17 protein-coding genes are annotated in these 18,069 nt (G+C 60.6%); 8 read left to right on the top strand and 9 right to left on the bottom strand.

The window, feature by feature from the left end; all coding sequences use genetic code 11:
* Positions 1-47: 47 nt before the first annotated feature.
* Entirely contained in the window at positions 48-722 is a 675-nt protein-coding gene (locus tag AB1462_RS27180) for a methionine ABC transporter permease (RefSeq protein ID WP_090401268.1), read from the bottom strand.
* Positions 722-1,729: a methionine ABC transporter ATP-binding protein gene (locus AB1462_RS27185; RefSeq protein WP_090401267.1), complete on the bottom strand. Its 1,008-nt coding sequence runs from the start codon at positions 1,727-1,729 to the stop codon at positions 722-724. The genes AB1462_RS27180 and AB1462_RS27185 overlap by 1 nt, the downstream gene beginning before the upstream one ends.
* A gap of 265 nt (positions 1,730-1,994) precedes the next feature.
* On the opposite strand from AB1462_RS27185, the gene katE reads away from it, so the two are divergent.
* Positions 1,995-4,136, top strand: coding sequence for a catalase HPII (gene katE, locus AB1462_RS27190; RefSeq protein WP_367248450.1), 2,142 nt, complete (start codon positions 1,995-1,997; stop codon positions 4,134-4,136).
* A 49-nt stretch (positions 4,137-4,185) separates the two neighbouring features.
* On the opposite strand, the gene AB1462_RS27195 is transcribed toward katE, so the two are convergent.
* Genes AB1462_RS27195 through zur form a run of 4 tightly spaced genes read right to left on the bottom strand, consistent with a single transcriptional unit; the run spans position 4,186 to position 6,991 of the window.
* The gene (locus AB1462_RS27195) at positions 4,186-4,905 is read right to left on the bottom strand and encodes a PA5502 family lipoprotein (RefSeq protein WP_090401265.1); all 720 of its coding nucleotides are present in this window, start codon (positions 4,903-4,905) and stop codon (positions 4,186-4,188) included.
* A 37-nt stretch (positions 4,906-4,942) separates the two neighbouring features.
* Positions 4,943-5,731: a zinc ABC transporter permease subunit ZnuB gene (znuB, locus tag AB1462_RS27200; protein WP_027608036.1), complete on the bottom strand. Its 789-nt coding sequence runs from the start codon at positions 5,729-5,731 to the stop codon at positions 4,943-4,945.
* The gene (znuC, locus tag AB1462_RS27205) at positions 5,724-6,509 is read right to left on the bottom strand and encodes a zinc ABC transporter ATP-binding protein ZnuC (RefSeq protein WP_315338787.1); all 786 of its coding nucleotides are present in this window, start codon (positions 6,507-6,509) and stop codon (positions 5,724-5,726) included. The genes znuB and znuC overlap by 8 nt, the downstream gene beginning before the upstream one ends.
* On the bottom strand, positions 6,509-6,991 hold the full coding sequence (gene zur / locus AB1462_RS27210) for a zinc uptake transcriptional repressor Zur (protein ID WP_090401263.1): 483 nt from the start codon (positions 6,989-6,991) through the stop codon (positions 6,509-6,511). The genes znuC and zur overlap by 1 nt, the downstream gene beginning before the upstream one ends.
* Before the next feature lie 58 nt (positions 6,992-7,049).
* On the opposite strand from zur, the gene AB1462_RS27215 reads away from it, so the two are divergent.
* On the top strand, positions 7,050-7,979 hold the full coding sequence (locus AB1462_RS27215) for a zinc ABC transporter substrate-binding protein (RefSeq protein ID WP_367248451.1): 930 nt from the start codon (positions 7,050-7,052) through the stop codon (positions 7,977-7,979).
* 48 nt (positions 7,980-8,027) lie between these two features.
* On the opposite strand, the gene AB1462_RS27220 is transcribed toward AB1462_RS27215, so the two are convergent.
* Positions 8,028-8,981: a homoserine kinase gene (locus tag AB1462_RS27220; RefSeq protein WP_090401261.1), complete on the bottom strand. Its 954-nt coding sequence runs from the start codon at positions 8,979-8,981 to the stop codon at positions 8,028-8,030.
* 56 nt (positions 8,982-9,037) lie between these two features.
* Positions 9,038-9,328, bottom strand: a complete 291-nt coding sequence (locus AB1462_RS27225) for a DUF2782 domain-containing protein (RefSeq protein WP_090401260.1) — start codon at positions 9,326-9,328, stop codon at positions 9,038-9,040.
* Between the two features lie 74 nt (positions 9,329-9,402).
* On the opposite strand from AB1462_RS27225, the gene polA reads away from it, so the two are divergent.
* Positions 9,403-12,186 (top strand): DNA polymerase I, encoded by a 2,784-nt coding sequence (gene polA / locus AB1462_RS27230; RefSeq protein ID WP_367248453.1) that lies wholly within the window; start codon positions 9,403-9,405, stop codon positions 12,184-12,186.
* A 269-nt stretch (positions 12,187-12,455) separates the two neighbouring features.
* Here the strand turns inward: polA and yihA are convergent, their stop codons facing one another.
* Entirely contained in the window at positions 12,456-13,097 is a 642-nt protein-coding gene (yihA, locus tag AB1462_RS27235) for a ribosome biogenesis GTP-binding protein YihA/YsxC (protein WP_027608030.1), read from the bottom strand.
* 192 nt (positions 13,098-13,289) lie between these two features.
* Here yihA and AB1462_RS27240 point away from each other — a divergent pair, with 192 nt between their 5' ends.
* From AB1462_RS27240 to AB1462_RS27260, 5 genes are all read left to right on the top strand, one after another.
* Positions 13,290-13,592: a c-type cytochrome gene (locus AB1462_RS27240; RefSeq protein ID WP_090401258.1), complete on the top strand. Its 303-nt coding sequence runs from the start codon at positions 13,290-13,292 to the stop codon at positions 13,590-13,592.
* Positions 13,593-13,625: 33 nt separating this feature from the next.
* Positions 13,626-14,252 carry a cytochrome c4 gene (locus tag AB1462_RS27245; RefSeq protein ID WP_090401257.1) on the top strand — a complete coding sequence of 209 codons (627 nt, stop codon included), beginning with the start codon at positions 13,626-13,628 and terminating at the stop codon, positions 14,250-14,252.
* Positions 14,253-14,420: 168 nt separating this feature from the next.
* Positions 14,421-15,056: a thiol:disulfide interchange protein DsbA gene (gene dsbA / locus AB1462_RS27250; RefSeq protein WP_027608027.1), complete on the top strand. Its 636-nt coding sequence runs from the start codon at positions 14,421-14,423 to the stop codon at positions 15,054-15,056.
* A gap of 10 nt (positions 15,057-15,066) precedes the next feature.
* Positions 15,067-15,945, top strand: a complete 879-nt coding sequence (locus AB1462_RS27255) for an endonuclease/exonuclease/phosphatase family protein (protein ID WP_367248455.1) — start codon at positions 15,067-15,069, stop codon at positions 15,943-15,945.
* Positions 15,942-18,017: a GGDEF domain-containing protein gene (locus AB1462_RS27260; protein WP_367248457.1), complete on the top strand. Its 2,076-nt coding sequence runs from the start codon at positions 15,942-15,944 to the stop codon at positions 18,015-18,017. The genes AB1462_RS27255 and AB1462_RS27260 overlap by 4 nt, the downstream gene beginning before the upstream one ends.
* Positions 18,018-18,069: the final 52 nt, after the last annotated feature.

The following is an 18,069-nucleotide window of genomic DNA, read 5'->3' on the forward strand; positions in this document are numbered from 1 at the left end:
AAGCTCCTTGTTCGGGCATGTGCCGGCTTTTGCACCGGCAATGGCCGTTATTTTCGAGAAAAATGCACCACCAGCTTGTCGCCGACGGTTTGCAGAATTTGCACCAGGATCAACAGCATCACCACAGTGACCACCATCACATCGGTCTGGAAGCGCTGGTAACCGAAACGGATCGCCAGGTCACCCAGGCCGCCGGCACCGACGACACCGGCCATTGCCGTGTAGGACACCAGTGTAATCGCCGTCACCGTGATCGCCGCGAAGATGCCAGGGCGTGCTTCGGGCAGCAGCGCGTTAATGATGATCTGGCGGGTGCTGGCGCCCATGGACTGGGTGGCTTCGATGATGCCGCGGTCCACTTCACGCAAGGCGGTTTCCACCAGACGCGCGAAGAATGGCGTGGCACCTACGACCAGCGGCGGGATCGCCCCCGCTACGCCCAGCGAGGTGCCGGTGATCAGCACGGTGAACGGGATCATCACGATCAGCAGGATGATGAACGGCAGCGAGCGCAGGATGTTCACGACCAGCGACAGCAGTGCGTACAGGCCTTTTTGCTCGAACAGCTGGCGTGGGCTGGTCAGGAACAGCAGCACGCCCAAGGGCAGGCCCAATACCACGGTGAAGAACAGTGAACCGAACAGCATGATCATGGTGTCGCCGGTGGCGAGCCAGATTTCGGACCAGTCGATATTGGCGAAGAAGCTCAGGAACACTTCCATTAGCGCAGCACCTCCATGTGGACGTCTGCGGCGGTAAAGCGGGCAAAGGCCGCTTCCATGTCACCACCGGTGACCGCCAGGGTCAGTTGCCCGTAGGGGATGTCTTTGATGCGGTCGATGCGGCCGGCGAGGATGCTGTAGTCCACTCCTGTTTCGCGGGCGACGGTACCCAGCAATGGCGCGTAGGTCGCTTCACCTTGGAACGTCAGGCGCACGATTCGACCGGGTACATGGGCGAAATCGTCGTGCTGTTCGCCTTCGTCGACCTGCTCGGCTTCTTGTACAAAGCGTTTGGTGGTCGGGTGCTTGGGATGCAGGAACACGTCGGCTACCGAGCCTTGCTCGACGATCACGCCGGCGTCCATCACGGCTACCTGGTCGCATACGCGGCGAATCACGTCCATTTCATGGGTGATCAGCACGATGGTCAGTTTCAACTCGCGATTGATCTCGGCCAGCAATTGCAGGACCGAGGCGGTGGTTTGCGGGTCGAGGGCGCTGGTGGCTTCGTCGCACAGCAGGATTTTCGGCTTGGTCGCCAGGGCGCGGGCGATGCCGACGCGTTGCTTCTGGCCGCCAGACAACTGCGCCGGGTACTTCCTGGCGTGGTCCGACAGGCCGACGCGGGCGAGTAGCTCGGCGACGCGTTGATCGATCTCCTTGCGCGACAATTCGCCGGCCAGGGTCAGTGGCAGCGCCACATTGTCGGCAACGGTCTTGGACGCCAGCAGGTTGAAGTGCTGGAAGATCATCCCGACCTGCTGACGGAAACGGCGCAGGCCGTTGGCATCCAAGGAGGTGACTTCTTCGCCGTCCACCGTGATCTGACCGCCACTGGGCTCTTCCAGGCGGTTGATCAGGCGCAGCAGGGTGCTTTTACCTGCACCTGAGTGGCCAATCAGGCCAAACACCTGGCCGTTTTCGACACGCAGGCTGGTGGGGTGCAGCGCGGGAATATCCTTACCGGCGACGCGGTAGGTTTTATGGACGTTTTGAAACTCGATCACGTAGCGAACCTTGTGGGGCGCATGGAAAAGGGATCAGCGGTTAGCCGGGCGCGCATTTTAGCCTGTCCGTATAGCGTTTCTTAGCATTTATTTCGCATTCAACCAGTGATTTGGCAATAACGCGATCAAAGGTCATAAAAAAGGAACGGTGCAAAACGGTGTCAGTCACTACTTAAGCAACTCAATTTCCCAGGTGCCGTGCCTGGGGTTTTGCTCAAACGAGCCGGGGACCGCTCTGGCCACTTTGAATAAGGAGTTTTGACTGATGAGTACCAAGAAGCCAGCCACCCCGTCGAAGAGTGAGCTCGCGGGCACCGATACCCTGGACCGTGGCAACACCAACGCCAAGCTGCAGGCCCTGGAAGAATTCCGTTCCGATGCGACCGGCCAGGCCCTGCGTACCAACCAAGGCGTGAAGATTTCCGACAACCAGAACACCTTGAAAGTCGGCGCCCGCGGCCCCTCGCTGCTAGAAGACTTCATCATGCGTGAAAAAATCACGCACTTTGACCATGAGCGTATCCCCGAGCGCATCGTGCATGCCCGCGGCACGGGCGCCCATGGCTATTTCCAGACCTATGAAAACCATTCCGCGCTGAGCAAGGCCGGTTTCCTGCGCGATCCAGGTCATAAAACCCCAGTCTTCGTACGATTTTCCACTGTGCAGGGCCCGCGTGGTTCCGGCGATACGGTGCGTGACGTGCGCGGTTTCGCGGTGAAGTTCTTCACCGACGAAGGCAACTTCGATCTGGTCGGCAACAACATGCCGGTGTTTTTCATTCAGGATGCGATCAAGTTTCCCGATTTCGTGCATGCGGTAAAACCTGAGCCGCACAACGAAATTCCTACCGGCGGCTCGGCCCACGATACGTTCTGGGATTTTGTTTCGTTGCAACCGGAATCGGCGCACATGGTGATCTGGGCGATGTCTGACCGTGCCATTCCAAAAAGCCTGCGGGCCATGCAGGGTTTTGGCATTCACACCTTCCGCTTGATCAATACCGAAGGTAAGTCGAGCTTTGTGAAGTTTCATTGGCACCCGAAGGTCGGCACCTGCTCCCTGGTGTGGGACGAAGCGCAAAAGCTTGCCGGTAAAGATACCGATTACCACCGTCGTGACCTGTGGGAAGCGATTGAAAGCGGCGACTACCCTGAGTGGGAATTGGGTGTGCAGATCGTTGCGGAAGAAGACGAGCATAAGTTCGACTTTGACCTGCTCGACCCCACCAAGATCATCCCCGAGGAACTGGTACCGATCACGCCGCTGGGCAAGATGGTGCTGAACCGCAACCCGGATAACTTCTTTGCCGAAGTCGAGCAGGTCGCGTTTTGCCCGGGCCATATCGTGCCGGGCATCGACTTCACCAACGACCCTCTGCTGCAAGGTCGTCTGTTTTCCTACACGGATACACAGATCAGCCGTCTCGGCGGCCCGAACTTCCATGAGCTGCCGATCAACCGGCCTGTAGCGCCTTTCCACAATGGCCAGCGCGACGCACAGCATCGCACCGTGATCGACAAGGGCCGTGCTGCGTACGAGCCGAATTCGATTGATGGCGGTTGGCCAAAAGAAACGCCGCCGGCTGCCCAGGATGGCGGTTTCGAAACTTATTACGAGCGTGTAGACGCCAACAAGGTCCGTGAGCGCAGTGAGTCGTTTGGCGACCATTTCTCGCAAGCCGCGCTGTTTTTCCACAGCATGAGCCACCACGAGAAAGAGCACATCATCGCGGCCTACAGCTTCGAGTTGGGCAAGGTGGAGCGCGAGTTTATCCGTGCGCGTCAGGTCAACGAGATCTTGGCTAATATCGATCTGGAACTGGCCAGGCGCGTTGCGCAGAACCTAGGTTTGCCGGCGCCGACCAAAGGCACGGTGCCGCCGCGTGAGACTTCGCTGAAAGAGTCGCCAGCGTTGAGCCAGGTGAACTTGCTGTCGGGTGATATCAAGACGCGTAAAGTCGCGATTCTCACGGCCAACGGTGTCGATGGCGCGGTGATCGATGCGCTGAAAAAAGCGCTGGAGGCAGAAGGTGCCCATGCGAAGTTGCTGGGGCCGACCTCGGCGCCGGTGACGACGGCGGATGGCAAGAGCCTGCCGGTGGATGCGTCGATGGAAGGCATGCCGTCCATTGCCTTTGACGCCGTGTTTATCCCGGGCGGAAAAGAGTCGGTGAAAGCACTGAGCGGCGATGGCGTGGCGTTGCATTACGTTCTGGAAGCCTACAAACACCTGAAGGCGATTGCAGTTGCCAGTGATGTGAAGCCACTGCTGGATCTGCTGAAGCTGGAGACGGATGCGGGGTTGATCGTTGGTTCGGATGCGAAAGCGTTCAAGGCGTTTTTTGCCGCGATTGCACAGCATCGGGTTTGGGATCGTGAGCCGAAGGCTAAGGCGATTCCGGCCTGATTTTTTGGTCGTTGGTTAGATCACCATCGGGGGGCAAGCCCCCGATGCGTTATTCCGCCTTGCGCGGAATCAGCACAACCTGCGCCGGAATATGCTTCAGAATCTGCCGGTGAATCTTCAGGTCATATCCCGAATCAATACGCTTCACCCGTTTGGTCAGCAACGTGGCCAGCCATGGGTAGTCCTGGGTGCGCGGCGCCTGGATCGTCACATCACACTGGTAATTCACCACGTCGGTGGCGATCGCATCCAGTTGATGGCGCAGTTCTTCGATGTCGGTGAGGTTCAGCGCCACGGTCGTGCTCGGCGCCGCCGGGTCGATGACCTTGGCTGCGGGCTTGGCTTCGGCGGCTTTGAGGGCCTCTTCGGCCTTATCCAATTCCGCCTTGCGGGCGTGGGTGATGGCGCTGTTCACGCCACCGGTCAGCGCTGGCGCCTTGGGCATCAGTGCGCGGGCTCGGCTCAGGGCGGTGGCAGCGGCGTTTACGTCGCCTTTTTGCAGCACGATCTGGCTGCGCTGCAGGTAAGCCTCGGCCAATTGACGTTGGTAGGGTTCCAGCGTCGGGTCATTGGGCGACTGGGCCTGCAGCGCGGCAAGTTGGTCTTCGGCGGTGGCCAGCTCACTGCTGGCCAGGTTTTGCTCCAGCTGCGCGATGGCCGCAGCACGCGGATCCGGGGCCTCTGGGGCGGCGGGCGGTGTGCTTTGACAGGCGCCCAGCAGCAGGGAAAACGCGGCAAGGAGCAGATAACGGGAGGTGAACAGCTTCATTCCTGCGACTCTCTATTTGCGCAAAAAGCGAGCAAGTCTACACCCCTCGACGGGGCAGGACAAAACTCAGCAGAAACAGGGCGGCCGCCGTGACTACAATCGACGGTCCGGCCGGGGTGTCCTTGAACCACGACAACGCCAGGCCCCCGCACACTGCCAGCATCCCCAACAGGCTGGCACCGATCGCCATCTGCTCCGGTGAGCGGGCGTGGCGCTGGGCGGCGGCAGCGGGAATGATCAGCAGCGACGTGATCAACAATACGCCGACAATCTTCATCGCGACAGCGATCACCACGGCAATCAGCAGCATCAGGGCCATGCGCAACGCTGGTACGGGCAAACCTTCGACCCTGGCCAGTTCTTCATGCACCGTGATTGCCAGCAGCGGACGCCACAGGGCTACCAGCAGCACCAATACTGCAGCGCTGCCGCCGAGAATCCAGGCAAGGTCGGTGGGGCTGATCGCCAGCAGATCGCCGAACAGATAGGCCATCAGGTCGATGCGCACTTCATGCATAAAGCTCAGCACCACCAGGCCCAGGGACAGCGTGCTCGGCGCCAGGATGCCCAGCAGGGTATCCGAGGCCAGTGGCTGGCGCTGTTGCAGGGTCACCAGCAGCACCGCCAGCAGCAGACAGCCCACGGTCACGGCGATGGTCGGGCTCACATCCAGCAGGAAGCCCATGGCCACGCCCAGCAGCGCGGCGTGGGACAAGGTGTCGCCAAAGTACGCCATGCGCCGCCAGACCACGAACGAGCCCAGTGGGCCCGCCACCAGCGCCAGAGCCAAGCCTGCCAGCAGGGCGTAAAGCAGAAAATCAGCCATGCTTGCAGTTATCTCCATGCTTGTGGGTGTGGGGCGTCGCGGGATCGTCAACGACAGCGCCATGCAGGTCATGGGCGTGGTCGTGATGGTGGTGATAGATCGCCAGGCTCTGGGCGTTCTTGCCGAACAGTTCGACGAACGCGGGGTCGTTGCTGACTTGTTCCGGGTGGCCGGAGCAGCACACGTGGCGGTTGAGGCATACCACCTGGTCGGTGGTGCTCATCACCAGGTGCAAATCATGGGAGACCATCAGCACGCCGCAGCCATGGCGGTCGCGCAGGCGGGTGATCAGGCTGTACAGCTCGGCCTGGCCGGCGACGTCGACGCCCTGCACGGGTTCATCCAGCACCAGCAACTCGGGCTCGCGCAGCAGGGCGCGGGCCAGCAGCACGCGCTGCATTTCGCCGCCGGAGATGCTTTGCACCGGGCTGTCGATGACCTGTTCGGCACCGACTTCCTTGAGCGCGGCCTGTGCGCGGCCGCGGTCCACACCAGGCACCAGGCGCAAAAAACGCAGCACCGATAAGGGCAAGGTCGGATCCACATGCAGCTTTTGTGGCATGTAGCCCACGCGCAGCTTGGGCTTGCGCCACACGCTGCCGGTGTCGGGCTTGAGCAGGCCGAGTACGGCACGCACCAGGGTGGTCTTGCCCGCGCCATTGGGGCCGATCAGGGTGACGATCTGTCCCGGCTCGACGCTCAAGGCGATGTTATCCAGCACGTTTTGCCCGGCAAACGTGACGCCGACCTGCTCCAGGCGGATTAACGCGTTGCTCATCAAGCCCCCTGGCAGCCCGAGCACAGGCCGACCACTTCGACCGTTTGCCCTTCGACCCGGAAGCCCACGTCGGCGGCGCTCTTGATGATGGCGTCGCTGATGCTTTTTTGTTCAAGTTCGATGGCGGCGTGGCACTCGCGGCAGATCAGGAACTGGCCCTGATGCGCGTGTTCCGGGTGGTTGCAGCCGACAAAGGCGTTGAGCGAGGCAATACGGTGCACCAGGCCGTTTTCCAGCAGGAAATCCAGCGCGCGATACACGGTCGGCGGCGCGGCGCGGCGGCCGTCCTGCTCGCTGAGCACACCCAGGATGTCGTAGGCGCCCAGCGGCTTGTGGCTCTGCCAGACCAGTTCCAGCACCCGGCGGCGCAGAGCAGTCAGGCGCAAGCCCTTCTGTGCGCACAGGGTGTCGGCCTCCGACAGCGCGGTATGCACGCAGTGAGAGTGGTCGTGTGGACGGCTGGCAAGTGGTGTTATAGGCATGAGCGGCGACAGATATTTGATAGAGACGTTATTATGTTACCCGTTCCTACGTCATTGAGTGGTCATCGTGTCCCGACTTTTTCCCGTTTTTGTCGTATTTGTCACCAGTTTGTTCATCGCTGGCGCCGCTCAGGCCGAGGTCAAGGTGCTCACGAGCATCAAGCCATTGCAGTTGATTGCCGCCGCCGTGCAGGACGGTGTGGCGGTTCCGGAGGTATTGCTGCCGCCGGGTGCATCGCCGCATAACTTCGCGTTGCGTCCGTCCGACGTACGGCGCGTGCAGTCGGTCGATCTGCTGTATTGGATCGGGCCGGACATGGAGGGCTTCCTGCCTCGCGTGCTCAAAGGTCGTACGGCTCCGACGATAGCGGTTCAAGACCTTGCGGGGATGAAACTGCGCCGTTTCGCCGAAGATAGCCATTCCCACGCCGATGATGCCGACGAACATGATCACGATCACCGCCCTGGCAGCCTGGATGCACACTTGTGGTTGTCGACGGTCAACGCTCGCGTGATCGCCGCGCGCATGGCGTCTGACCTCAGCGCTGCCGACCCGAGCAATGCCGCGCGTTACCAGAGCAACGCGAAGGCTTTCGACGAGCGCCTGGATGCGCTGGATGCGCGCCTGAAAAAACGTATGGCGAGCATCGGTGACAAACCTTACTTCGTGTTCCACGAAGCCTTTGATTACTTCGAAGCTGCTTACGGGCTCAAGCACACCGGCGTGTTCAGCGTTGCTGCCGAAGTGCAGCCTGGCGCCCAGCACGTGGCGGCGATGCGTACGCGTTTGCAGGAAGTCGGCAAGACCTGCGTGTTCAGTGAACCGCCGTTGCGCCCGCGCCTGGCCGAGACGCTGGTGGCCGGACTGCCGGTGAAGTTGGCGGAACTGGATGCATTGGGCGGCTATACCCCGGCGACAGCCCAAGGTTACGAGCAGGTGCTGGAGAAATTAGGCAACGACCTGGCCGGGTGCCTGGAGTCGCTCTAAGCAGATCGGGGATCAAATGTGGGAGGGGGCTTGCCGCCTCCCACATTTTTAGAGCGCGAACGGCAGTTGGATTGTGACCTGCTGGCGCTGTACCAACCGATGCTCGAACTCGGCGGGATCGTGGATCAACACATCCTGCCCGGCAAACGACTCTGCAGCGATCAGGCGCGACAGCCAGAACCGCACGCACGCCACCCGCAACATGGTCGGCCATAGCTCGGCCTCCTTGGCCGTGAACGGCCGCAGGCCGGCGTAGGCCCCCAGCAGTGCTCGGGCGCGCGGCCCATCAATCACGCCATCGGCGTCCGAACACCAGTCATTCAGGGCGATCGCCACGTCGTACAGCATCGGGCCGGAGCAGGCGTTGTAGAAGTCGATCAGGCCGGTCAGGTGGGTGCCTTCGAACATTGCATTGTCGCGGAACAGGTCGGCATGCACGTTGGCGCGCGGCAGGGCGAGGATCTCGGCCTTATGGGCGTCGATTTCAGTCAATGCAGCGTGCAGCAGGCTTTGCTGTGCATCGTTCAAGTGCGAAATCAGCTGCGCACCTTCGCTGAGCATCCAGTCCAGCCCGCGATCGGTCTTGCGCTCCAGCACTTTCTCGCCTTGCGTCGCCAAGTGCAGATGGCCGAGCAGGTCGCCGACCTGGGCGCAATGCTGTGCGTTGGCGTCCTTGATGTGCTTGCCGGCCAGGCGTGGTTGCAGCAGTGCTGGTTTGCCGGCCAATTCGCGCAGGGCCACGCCATCGGTGGTGCGCAGCGCGTAGGGCACCGGCAGGTCGGCGTCGTGGAGCACGTCGAGCAGTTCGATGAAGAATGGCATTTCCTGCACGGGGCCGCGTTCAACCAGGGTCAGGACGTACTCGCCCTGTTCCAGGCTGATAAAGAAATTGGTGTTTTCGCTACCAGCGGCAATCCCCTGGAAGTCAAGCAGGCGGCCGAGCCCGTAGGGGGCGAGAAAGGTTTCCAGCTCGGGCCGAGCCAGGGGGGTGAACACAGACATGGTTAAAACTGCCAGTACGGGCGCCGCAGTGGGCGGCGCCAATTGAAGTTAAGAAATCATTTCCATTCGAAGATCTTCCATGACGGGATCAGCATATCCGGCTGGTCAGAGCGGATGAAGTTCGCGTCGGTTCCGTCCGCGCGCACCAGGAAATACGGCGGCGCGCCTTTTACGGTCACCTTGATTGCATACAGGAAGCCGTTTTGACGGTACTCCTGGATTGTCCGGTCGCCTTCCGTGCGAATGGTAACTTCCGGATCACCCGAAGGGGCACTGTCTGCTGCGATGGCAACCATCGGAGCGAGTGCAATCAGGCCGGTCAACAGCAGGCGATTGAATGTACGCATGATAACCTTGTCCCTTTGTTTTCATTGGTCCGGCTATTCTAGCGCCTGACCCGCCGAAAAGGTTGATCCTGCTCATGAGCCAAGCACCCCTCGTCCTGGTGGACGGTTCGTCTTACCTGTACCGCGCGTTCCATGCGCTGCCACCGCTGACCACCTCCAAAGGCCTGCCGACCGGTGCGGTCAAGGGCGTGTTGAACATGCTCAAAAGCCTGCGCAAGCAGTACCCGGACAGCCCGTTCGCGGTGGTGTTCGACGCCAAGGGTGGGACGTTTCGCGATGACATGTACGCCGAATATAAGGCCAACCGCCCAAGCATGCCCGATGACATGCGCGTTCAAATCGAACCCCTGCACCAAAGCGTGATCGCCTTGGGCTTCCCATTGCTATGCGTCGAAGGCGTCGAGGCCGATGACGTGATCGGCACCCTGGCCCGCAGCAGCGCGGCCGCTGACCGTCCGGTGGTGATCTCCACCGGCGATAAGGACATGGCGCAGTTGGTCGACGGGCACATTACCCTGGTCAACACCATGACCGGTAGCTCGATGGGCATTGAGGGCGTAAAGGAGAAATTTGGCGTCGCTCCGGAGCAGATCATCGACTATCTGGCGTTGATGGGCGATTCGTCCGACAACATCCCGGGCGTTCCGGGTATTGGTCCGAAGACCGCTTCCGGCTTGCTGGTGGGCGTGAATGGCGGCCTCAAAGAGCTTTATGAGCAGTTGGACATTGTGCCGACCCTGCCGATCCGGGGCGCCAAGACGCTGCCGGCGAAGCTGGAAGAGCATAAGGAGATGGCATTCCTTTCCTATCAGTTGGCGACGATCAAGATCGATGTGCCGCTGGACATTGGTCTGGACGATTTGCACCTGATTGAACCGGATCGTGAAAAGTTGCTGGAGCTTTACACCCTGCTGGAGTTCAAGAGCTGGTTCGATGAGATCCAGCGCGATGCCAAGCGGGTGGAGCTCAAGGCCGCGCCTGTTGCCGAAGAGACTGTTGAGGCTGAGCCTGCTGTACTGGCAGAGACGGCCTATACCACCATCCTCGACCAAGCCACATTCGAGGCCTGGCTGAAGAAGCTCAACGACGCGACGTTGTTCGCCTTCGACACCGAAACCACCGGGATCGACGCTCAACAGGCGCAACTGGTGGGGGTGTCCTTCGCCGTGCAGCCCCATGAAGCGGCCTACATCCCGCTGACCCATTCCTACATCGGTGCGCCGCAGCAGTTGGATCGCGATACCGTGTTGCTGGCCCTGAAGCCATTGCTGGAAGATCCGAGCAAGCTCAAGGTCGGCCAGCACGCCAAGTTCGACATGAATATCCTGGCCAACTGCGCCATCGGCGGCGACCCGGCGAATGGCATCAGCGTGCGCGGCATTGCTTTCGACACCATGCTTGAATCCTACGTGTTGAATTCCACCGCGACCCGCCATGACATGGACAGCCTGGCCAAGAAGTACCTGGACTACGACACCGTCAGCTTTCAGGACATCGCCGGCAAAGGCGCCAAGCAGCTGACGTTCGACCAGATCCCGCTCGAACAGGCTGGCCCTTATGCCGCCGAAGATGCAGACGTGACGTTGCGCCTGCATCAGGCATTGCACGCACAGCTTGCGGCCATACCGAGCCTGGCGAGTGTGCTGACAGACATCGAAATCCCCCTGGTACCGGTGCTGGCGCGTATCGAGCGCCAAGGCGCCCTGGTGGATGCGCAGCTGCTCGGTGTCCAGAGCATCGAGTTGGGTAACAAGATGGTTGAACTGGAGCGCCAGGCGTTCGAGATCGCCGGCGAAGAATTCAATCTGGGTTCGCCCAAGCAGCTCGGGGCGATTCTCTACGAGAAATTGGGGATGCCGGTACTGAAGAAGACTGGCAAGGGGCAAGCGTCCACGGCTGAAGAAGTGCTGGCCAAACTGGCCGAAGATGACTATCCGCTGCCCAAGGTACTGATGCAGTACCGCAGCATGAGCAAGCTCAAAAGCACTTACACCGACCGCTTGCCGGAGCAGATCAACCCGCGTACCGGGCGTGTTCACACCTCTTACCATCAGGCGGTGGCGGCGACCGGGCGGCTGTCTTCCAGCGACCCGAACTTGCAGAACATCCCGGTGCGTACCGCTGAAGGGCGGCGCATTCGCCAGGCATTTGTGGCGCCTAAGGGCTACAAACTGCTGGCGGCGGACTATTCGCAGATCGAACTGCGGATCATGGCGCACCTGTCCAAGGACGAGGGGCTGATGAATGCGTTTCGCAATGACCTGGACGTGCATACCGCCACGGCGGCCGAGGTATTCAAGGTTGAATTGGCTGAGGTCACGTCCGATCAGCGTCGCAGTGCCAAGGCGATCAACTTTGGCCTGATCTACGGCATGGGGGCGCAGAAGCTCGGCAAGGACATCGGTGTCGATACCAAGACCGCAAAGGCTTATATCGATGTGTACTTCGCCCGCTACCCAGGAGTTCGCGAGTACATGGAGCGCACCCGCGCCCAGGCTGCCGATCAAGGCTACGTGGAAACCTTTTTCGGGCGTCGGCTGTATTTGCCGGATATCAACTCCAACAAGCCCCAGGAGCGTGCGGCCGCAGAACGCACGGCGATCAACGCGCCGATGCAGGGCACGGCGGCGGATATCATCAAGAAAGCCATGGTATTGGTGGATAACTGGCTGACCGAGTCGGGCCTGGATGCCAAGGTGATCCTGCAGGTGCACGATGAATTGGTGCTGGAAGTGCGTGAGGATCTGGTGGCAGAGGTCAGCGAGAAGATTCGCGAGCACATGAGTGCGGCCGCGCAGTTGGATGTGCCGTTGGTGGTGGACGTTGGCGTAGGCAACAACTGGGACGAAGCGCACTGATTTCGCGGCCTCACCGCCACCGCGCAGGGTGGCGGAGTGCTTTAGATCGGAAACGGCCGTCGGTTATTTCCAATAGTTTTTTGAACCTGCCGGAACTTAACCTGTGAACTGCTACTCAGAGTTACTGAATGGGTGGTGAAGCCCTTCAATGCTCCTATGTTGTGTTAAGTGTTGGCAGATATCTGGACCCCGCCCTAGCGGTCCGGAACTTGAACCCCGAACTTCCCCTCCCCATACGAAGTCCGGGGTTTTTTTTGCCCGCAGAAAAGTTATTCCGCGAGTTCCGCACCTTTGTCAGCCAATTCCATCCAGCCGGCCAACACGGTATAGGCATCTTCCAGGCCCATGCGCTTGGGCGCCGAGAACAGCTGGATGGTAATGGTGTCACCCCAACCCTTACGGATTTCGGACTGCACTTTGAGAAGGGTGTTCTTGGCTGCGCCGTAGGTGAGCTTGTCGGCCTTGGTCAGCAGGATATGCATCGGCATGCCGCTGGCGACAGCCCAATCGAGCATCAGCAGGTCGAAGTCGGTCATTGGATGACGGATGTCCATCATCAGGATCAACCCCTTCAAACTCTCGCGGCCACCCAGATAAGCCTCCAGGTGACGCTGCCAGTGCAGCTTCAGCGGGATAGGTACTTTTGCATAACCGTAGCCTGGCAGGTCGACCAGACGCCGATCATCGTCTAGCTTGAAGAAGTTGAGTAACTGTGTGCGACCCGGGGTTTTCGAGGTGCGCGCCAGGCTGGCGTGGGTCAGGGTGTTCAGTGCGCTGGATTTACCGGCGTTGGAGCGACCGGCGAAGGCGACTTCAAAGCCTTCGTCATCGGGGCATTGGTCAACTTTGGCGGCGCTGAGCATGAAGGTGGACTGTTGGCACAGGCCGAGGATGGGGTTCTTGAGTTGCATGAGATTTCCGATGTGGGCGGTGCCGAAAAAGGGTGCGGCAAGCGGTGTCGTTTCCGTTTCAGTAGCGCCAGTATATAATGCCGCAGATTTTGTGTGTGCTTTGTCCCAGCGAAGGATGAAGTTCACGGGAGCGATAGACCTTTATTGCGCATTAGAACGCAAAACGCTCTCAAACCCTGAAAAGGTCGATGTATGACCAGATGGTTGCTCGCTATCGGTGTCCTGATTCCGCTTTATGGTGCTCAGGCTACACAGGATCCGGAAGCGCTGTACAACCGAGTTTGCGTGGCTTGCCATGCTGGCCAACTGCCGAATGCCCCGAAGCGGGGTGACCAGGCAGCCTGGGCGCCAAGACTGGCGCAGGGCATGGACACGCTGGTGCAACACGTGACCCAGGGTTTCAAGGCAATGCCGCCGCGTGGTTTGTGCATGGACTGCAGTACCGAGGATTACCAGGCCATCATTGAGTTGATGGTGAGTAAACCCGGTAGATAACTCTTAAACCCTTAGCCGTAGTTGGATTAGCTGATGAACAAACTGATCGTGAGTCTGCTGTTGACCTTGGGCATCACCGGTGTTGCCTTTGCTGCAGAGGGCCCCCCTAAAGGTGTTGCCACTGCCGGCCAAGCGAAAGCCGCCGTATGTGGTGCTTGCCATGGGCCGGATGGTAACAGCCCGGCGCCGAACTTCCCCAAACTGGCCGGCCAGGGTGAACGTTACCTGACCAAGCAGATGCACGACATCAAGGATGGCAAGCGCACGGTCCTGGAAATGACCGGCTTGCTGACCAACCTCAGTGATCAGGACCTGGCGGATATAGCGGCGTATTTTGCCAGCCAGAAAGGCAGTGTGGGAGCTGCTGATCCGAAGCTGGTGGCCCGTGGCGAAAAACTGTTCCGCGGCGGTGACCTCGATAAGGGCCTCCCAGCCTGCATTGGCTGCCACTCGCCAAATGGCGCAGGGATTGCAGCAGCGGGCTTCCCGCACCTGGGTGGCCAGCATGCCCAATACGTTGCCAAGCAGTTGACCGATTTCCGTAAAGAAGAAGCCGGCCGGGCCAACGATGGTGATGCGATGATCATGCGTACCATCGCTCGCAAGCTGAGTGACGAGGACATTGCAGCCGTCTCCAGCTACATCCAGGGCCTGCACTAAGGTGCACGCAACGTTAACGCTCGATTAATCCATCGATGCAAGCATAAAAAGGGTGGCTTAGGCTGCCCTTTTTTGTGGCCGCTGCCGTTACACTAACGAACTCATGCCCGCGTAGACCTGTCACAACAAAGGTCGCGTGAGGCGACTTTATTTGTCCAGGAGTAAAGCATGCGTAATCTGATTCTCAGCGCCGCTCTCGTCACTGCCAGCCTCTTCGGCATGACCGCGCAAGCTGCCGATGTGCCGCTTGAAGCCGGTAAGACCTACGTTGAATTGGCCAACCCAGTGCCGGTTTCGGTACCGGGCAAGATCGAAGTGGTGGAGCTGTTCTGGTACGGCTGCCCGCATTGCTACGCTTTTGAGCCGGTCATCAACCCTTGGGTCGAGAAGCTGCCTAAAGACGTGAACTTCAAGCGCATCCCCGCCATGTTCGGCGGCCCATGGGATGCCCACGGCCAACTGTTCCTGACCCTCGAAGCCATGGGTGTGGAGCACAAGGTCCACAACGCCGTATTCGACGCCATCCAGAAACAAGGCAAGCGCCTGACCAAGCCGGACGAAATGGCTGACTTCATTGCCACCCAGGGCGTCGACAAGGACAAGTTCCTGGCCACCTTCAACTCCTTCGCCATCCAGGGCCAGATCAAACAGGCTAAGGAACTGGCGCAGAAGTACGGCGTGCAAGGCGTACCGACCATGATTGTCAACGGCAAGTACCGTTTCGACCTGGGCACCACCGGTGGTCCTGAAGCGACCCTCAATGTTGCCGACCAGCTGATCGCCAAAGAACGCGCAGCCAAGTAAGGGGCTCCTCATGCGCCGCTGGGGTACCGAACGTGTCGTTGGCCTGCATGAACCGCAGGTTAACGAACATCACCTGGAGTCCACAGGCTTGCCGGCGGACAGCCGTCTGCGCCTGCTCAGCTTCAATATCCAAGTGGGCATCAGTACCGAGAAGTACCGGCACTACGTCACCCGTGGCTGGCAGCACTTGCTGCCCCACAACGGCCGTGCCGGTAACCTGCAGAAGATCGGCGACCTGTTGAGTGATTTCGACTTGGTCGCCCTGCAGGAAGCAGACGGCGGCAGCATGCGTTCCGGCTATATCAATCAGGTCGAACACCTGGCGCATCTGGGGGCCTTCCCCTATTGGTATCAGCAGCTCAATCGCAACCTCGGGCGCCTGGCGCAGCACAGTAATGGTGTGCTCAGCCGCTTGAAGCCAACGGCCATCGAAGATCACCCGTTGCCGGGCCCCAAGGGGCGCGGGGCGATTCTCGTGCGTTTTGGCGAAGGGCCTGAAGCCTTGGTGGTGGTGATGATGCACCTGGCGCTCGGAGGGCGTACGCGCAACCTGCAGCTGGCCTACGTGCGCGACCTGATTGGCAACTACAAGCATCAGGTGTTGATGGGTGACATGAACACCCACGCGAACGACCTCCTGCTGAATTCCCCGTTGCGTGACCTCGGGTTACTGGCGCCGCAAGTCGAAGCCACGTTCCCCAGCTGGCGCCCGCAACGCTGTCTAGACCATATCCTGCTCAGTCCGACCCTCACGCTTGAGAGTGTGCAGGTGCTGGCGCAGCCCATCTCCGATCACCTGCCGGTCGCGGTAGAGATTCGTCTGCCGGGTTCGCTCACGGTTGATGCATTACCCGCGTTGAGCCCCGGCCCTCGCGGACCCCTTGCATGAGCGACGACGCCCAGCGCTGGAAAGAAAAATACCTGTTAAGTATCGAGCAACAAGAAAAGCTCGAACGCCGTTGGGCTGCCCGCCTCGACCTGCTGCGCCGTGGGCTGGTGCGCAGTACGCTGGCGGCGGAAGGGACCGACCGCGCGGTTGACCAATGCATGAAGGAAATGCGCGACGTTGTGCGTACCGACGACATGGACGCCGCCCTCGCCGCCTTGCTGCCGCGCCTGGAGAAGGCGGTACTGGATTCGGAGCAGCGCCGCGAAACCCGGATCGACCAGATGAGCAGCGCACTGACGTCCCTGGTTACGCAGTTGCAAAAGCTGCCGCTGCCTCGTGAGGTAGCTCGTCCGCTAAAGACCTTTGCCAAGCAGTTGGATGGCCGCGTCAGCCAGGCCCGTGAGATCCCGTTGTTGCTTAGCGAGTTGAGCAGCCTGCAAGGGCAGGCGCTGAATAACCTGGAGCCGGAAGGTGAAGCTGTGCGCCCAGGGCCGGGTTTGTTGCAACGCCTGTTTGGTGCCAAGGACGTTTCGAGCGAGGCCGCGACCAGCGAGCCCGTCCCCAGCCCGCCCCCGGCACCTGTTGCGCCTGTCGCGCCCAAGCCTGCCGCCGAGCCTCAGGAGCCCGAACAGTCCGACGAGTTGACGCAAGCGCTGCGGGCATTTTCACCGCCGCCTGATGAGCCGGTCGCCGCGCAGCCTGGAGCTGCAGCGCCCGCCAAGGTTGCCGATGTCGCCAGTGAAAAGTTTGTGTACGAGGCGCCTGCTCAAAAGGTCGCAGTGGCTGCGCCTGTCGACGTATCTTCGGCACCTGTCGAGCCCGGGGAGCCCGAGCCGCAGGTGGAAGAGCCCACCTCCGAAAGCGCTCTCGCCGCCTTTATCGAAACGCCGCAGGTTGCCGTCGAGGCGCCGGAGGAGACGGTGATCGGCAGCCTCTCGCTCCCACCGGTTCTCGACGCCGAAGAACTGGACCCCGACGAACTTCAATCGGATGGCCCCTATTCCTTGCCGGATTCACCGGAGCCGTCGTACAGCTCCGTGGCCAAGCACATCGAAGACACCCTGATCGGCCTGCTGGAAGAGCTGGCTTTGCCCGAGCGCCATCGGCCCCAGGCCGAAGCCATGCGCGAGCGCTTGGCCCACGGGTTGAATTGGTACGAATTGCTGCCGATCCTCGATGACCTGGCGGTGCTGATGCTGGCGATCACCGACAGTGGCCACCACGAGTTCGAGGCTTACCTCAAACAGCTCAACGAACGCCTCGAAGCCTTCCAGGGCCATCTGCAAGTGGCCAGCGACGGCCATGCCGACAGCCGCTCTGCGGCCAGGGAGCTGGACACGCAGATTCGCGAACAGGTCGACGGTCTGCAAAGCAGCGTCCAGGAAGCGGCGGACCTGGACAGCCTCAAGCAAGTGCTCGAAAGCCATCTGGAGGGTTTGCTCGGGACCATGGACGAGCACCAGCAGCAACGTGACCGGCGCGAGCAGGAAGTGGCGGCGCGCTTGAAAGGCCTGGCCGAGCGGGTCGCCAATATGGAGCAGGAAGCCCAGGGCTACCGTGAGCACCTGGAGGTGCAACGCCAGAAGGCCCTGATCGATCCGCTCACCGGCTTGCCTAACCGCGCGGCCTGGAGCGAGCGCCTGGATCATGAGGTCAATAGCTGGCACCAGCGTGGCAATAGCCTGTCGCTCGCGATGTTGGACCTGGATCACTTCAAGCGCATCAACGATGGCTATGGTCATCTGGCGGGTGACAAGGTGCTGAAAATCATCGCCAACGTACTGCGCAAGCGCCTGCGCCCAAACGACTTTATCGCGCGGTTTGGCGGTGAGGAGTTTGTGTTACTGATGCCCGACTCATCCCTGTCGGATGCCCTGGCAGTGGGTGAAGTACTGCGTGCCGCGATTGCGGCCTGCCCATTCCACTTCAAGGGCGAACCGGTGACGATTACCGTGTCCATGGGCGTGGCGCAGTTGCAGCCGACTGAGCGCAGCGAGCTGGCACTCAAGCGGGCCGACGAGGCGTTGTATCGGGCAAAGGCGGCTGGGCGTAATCAGGTGCAGGCGGCGTAAAAGATGTTCGATTGTGTAATTTGCCCGCTGGGCCACAAACGGTACGTTACAC

The organism is Pseudomonas sp. SB113 (genome assembly GCF_040754745.1).
Classification (GTDB): Bacteria; Pseudomonadota; Gammaproteobacteria; order Pseudomonadales; family Pseudomonadaceae; genus Aquipseudomonas; species Aquipseudomonas grimontii.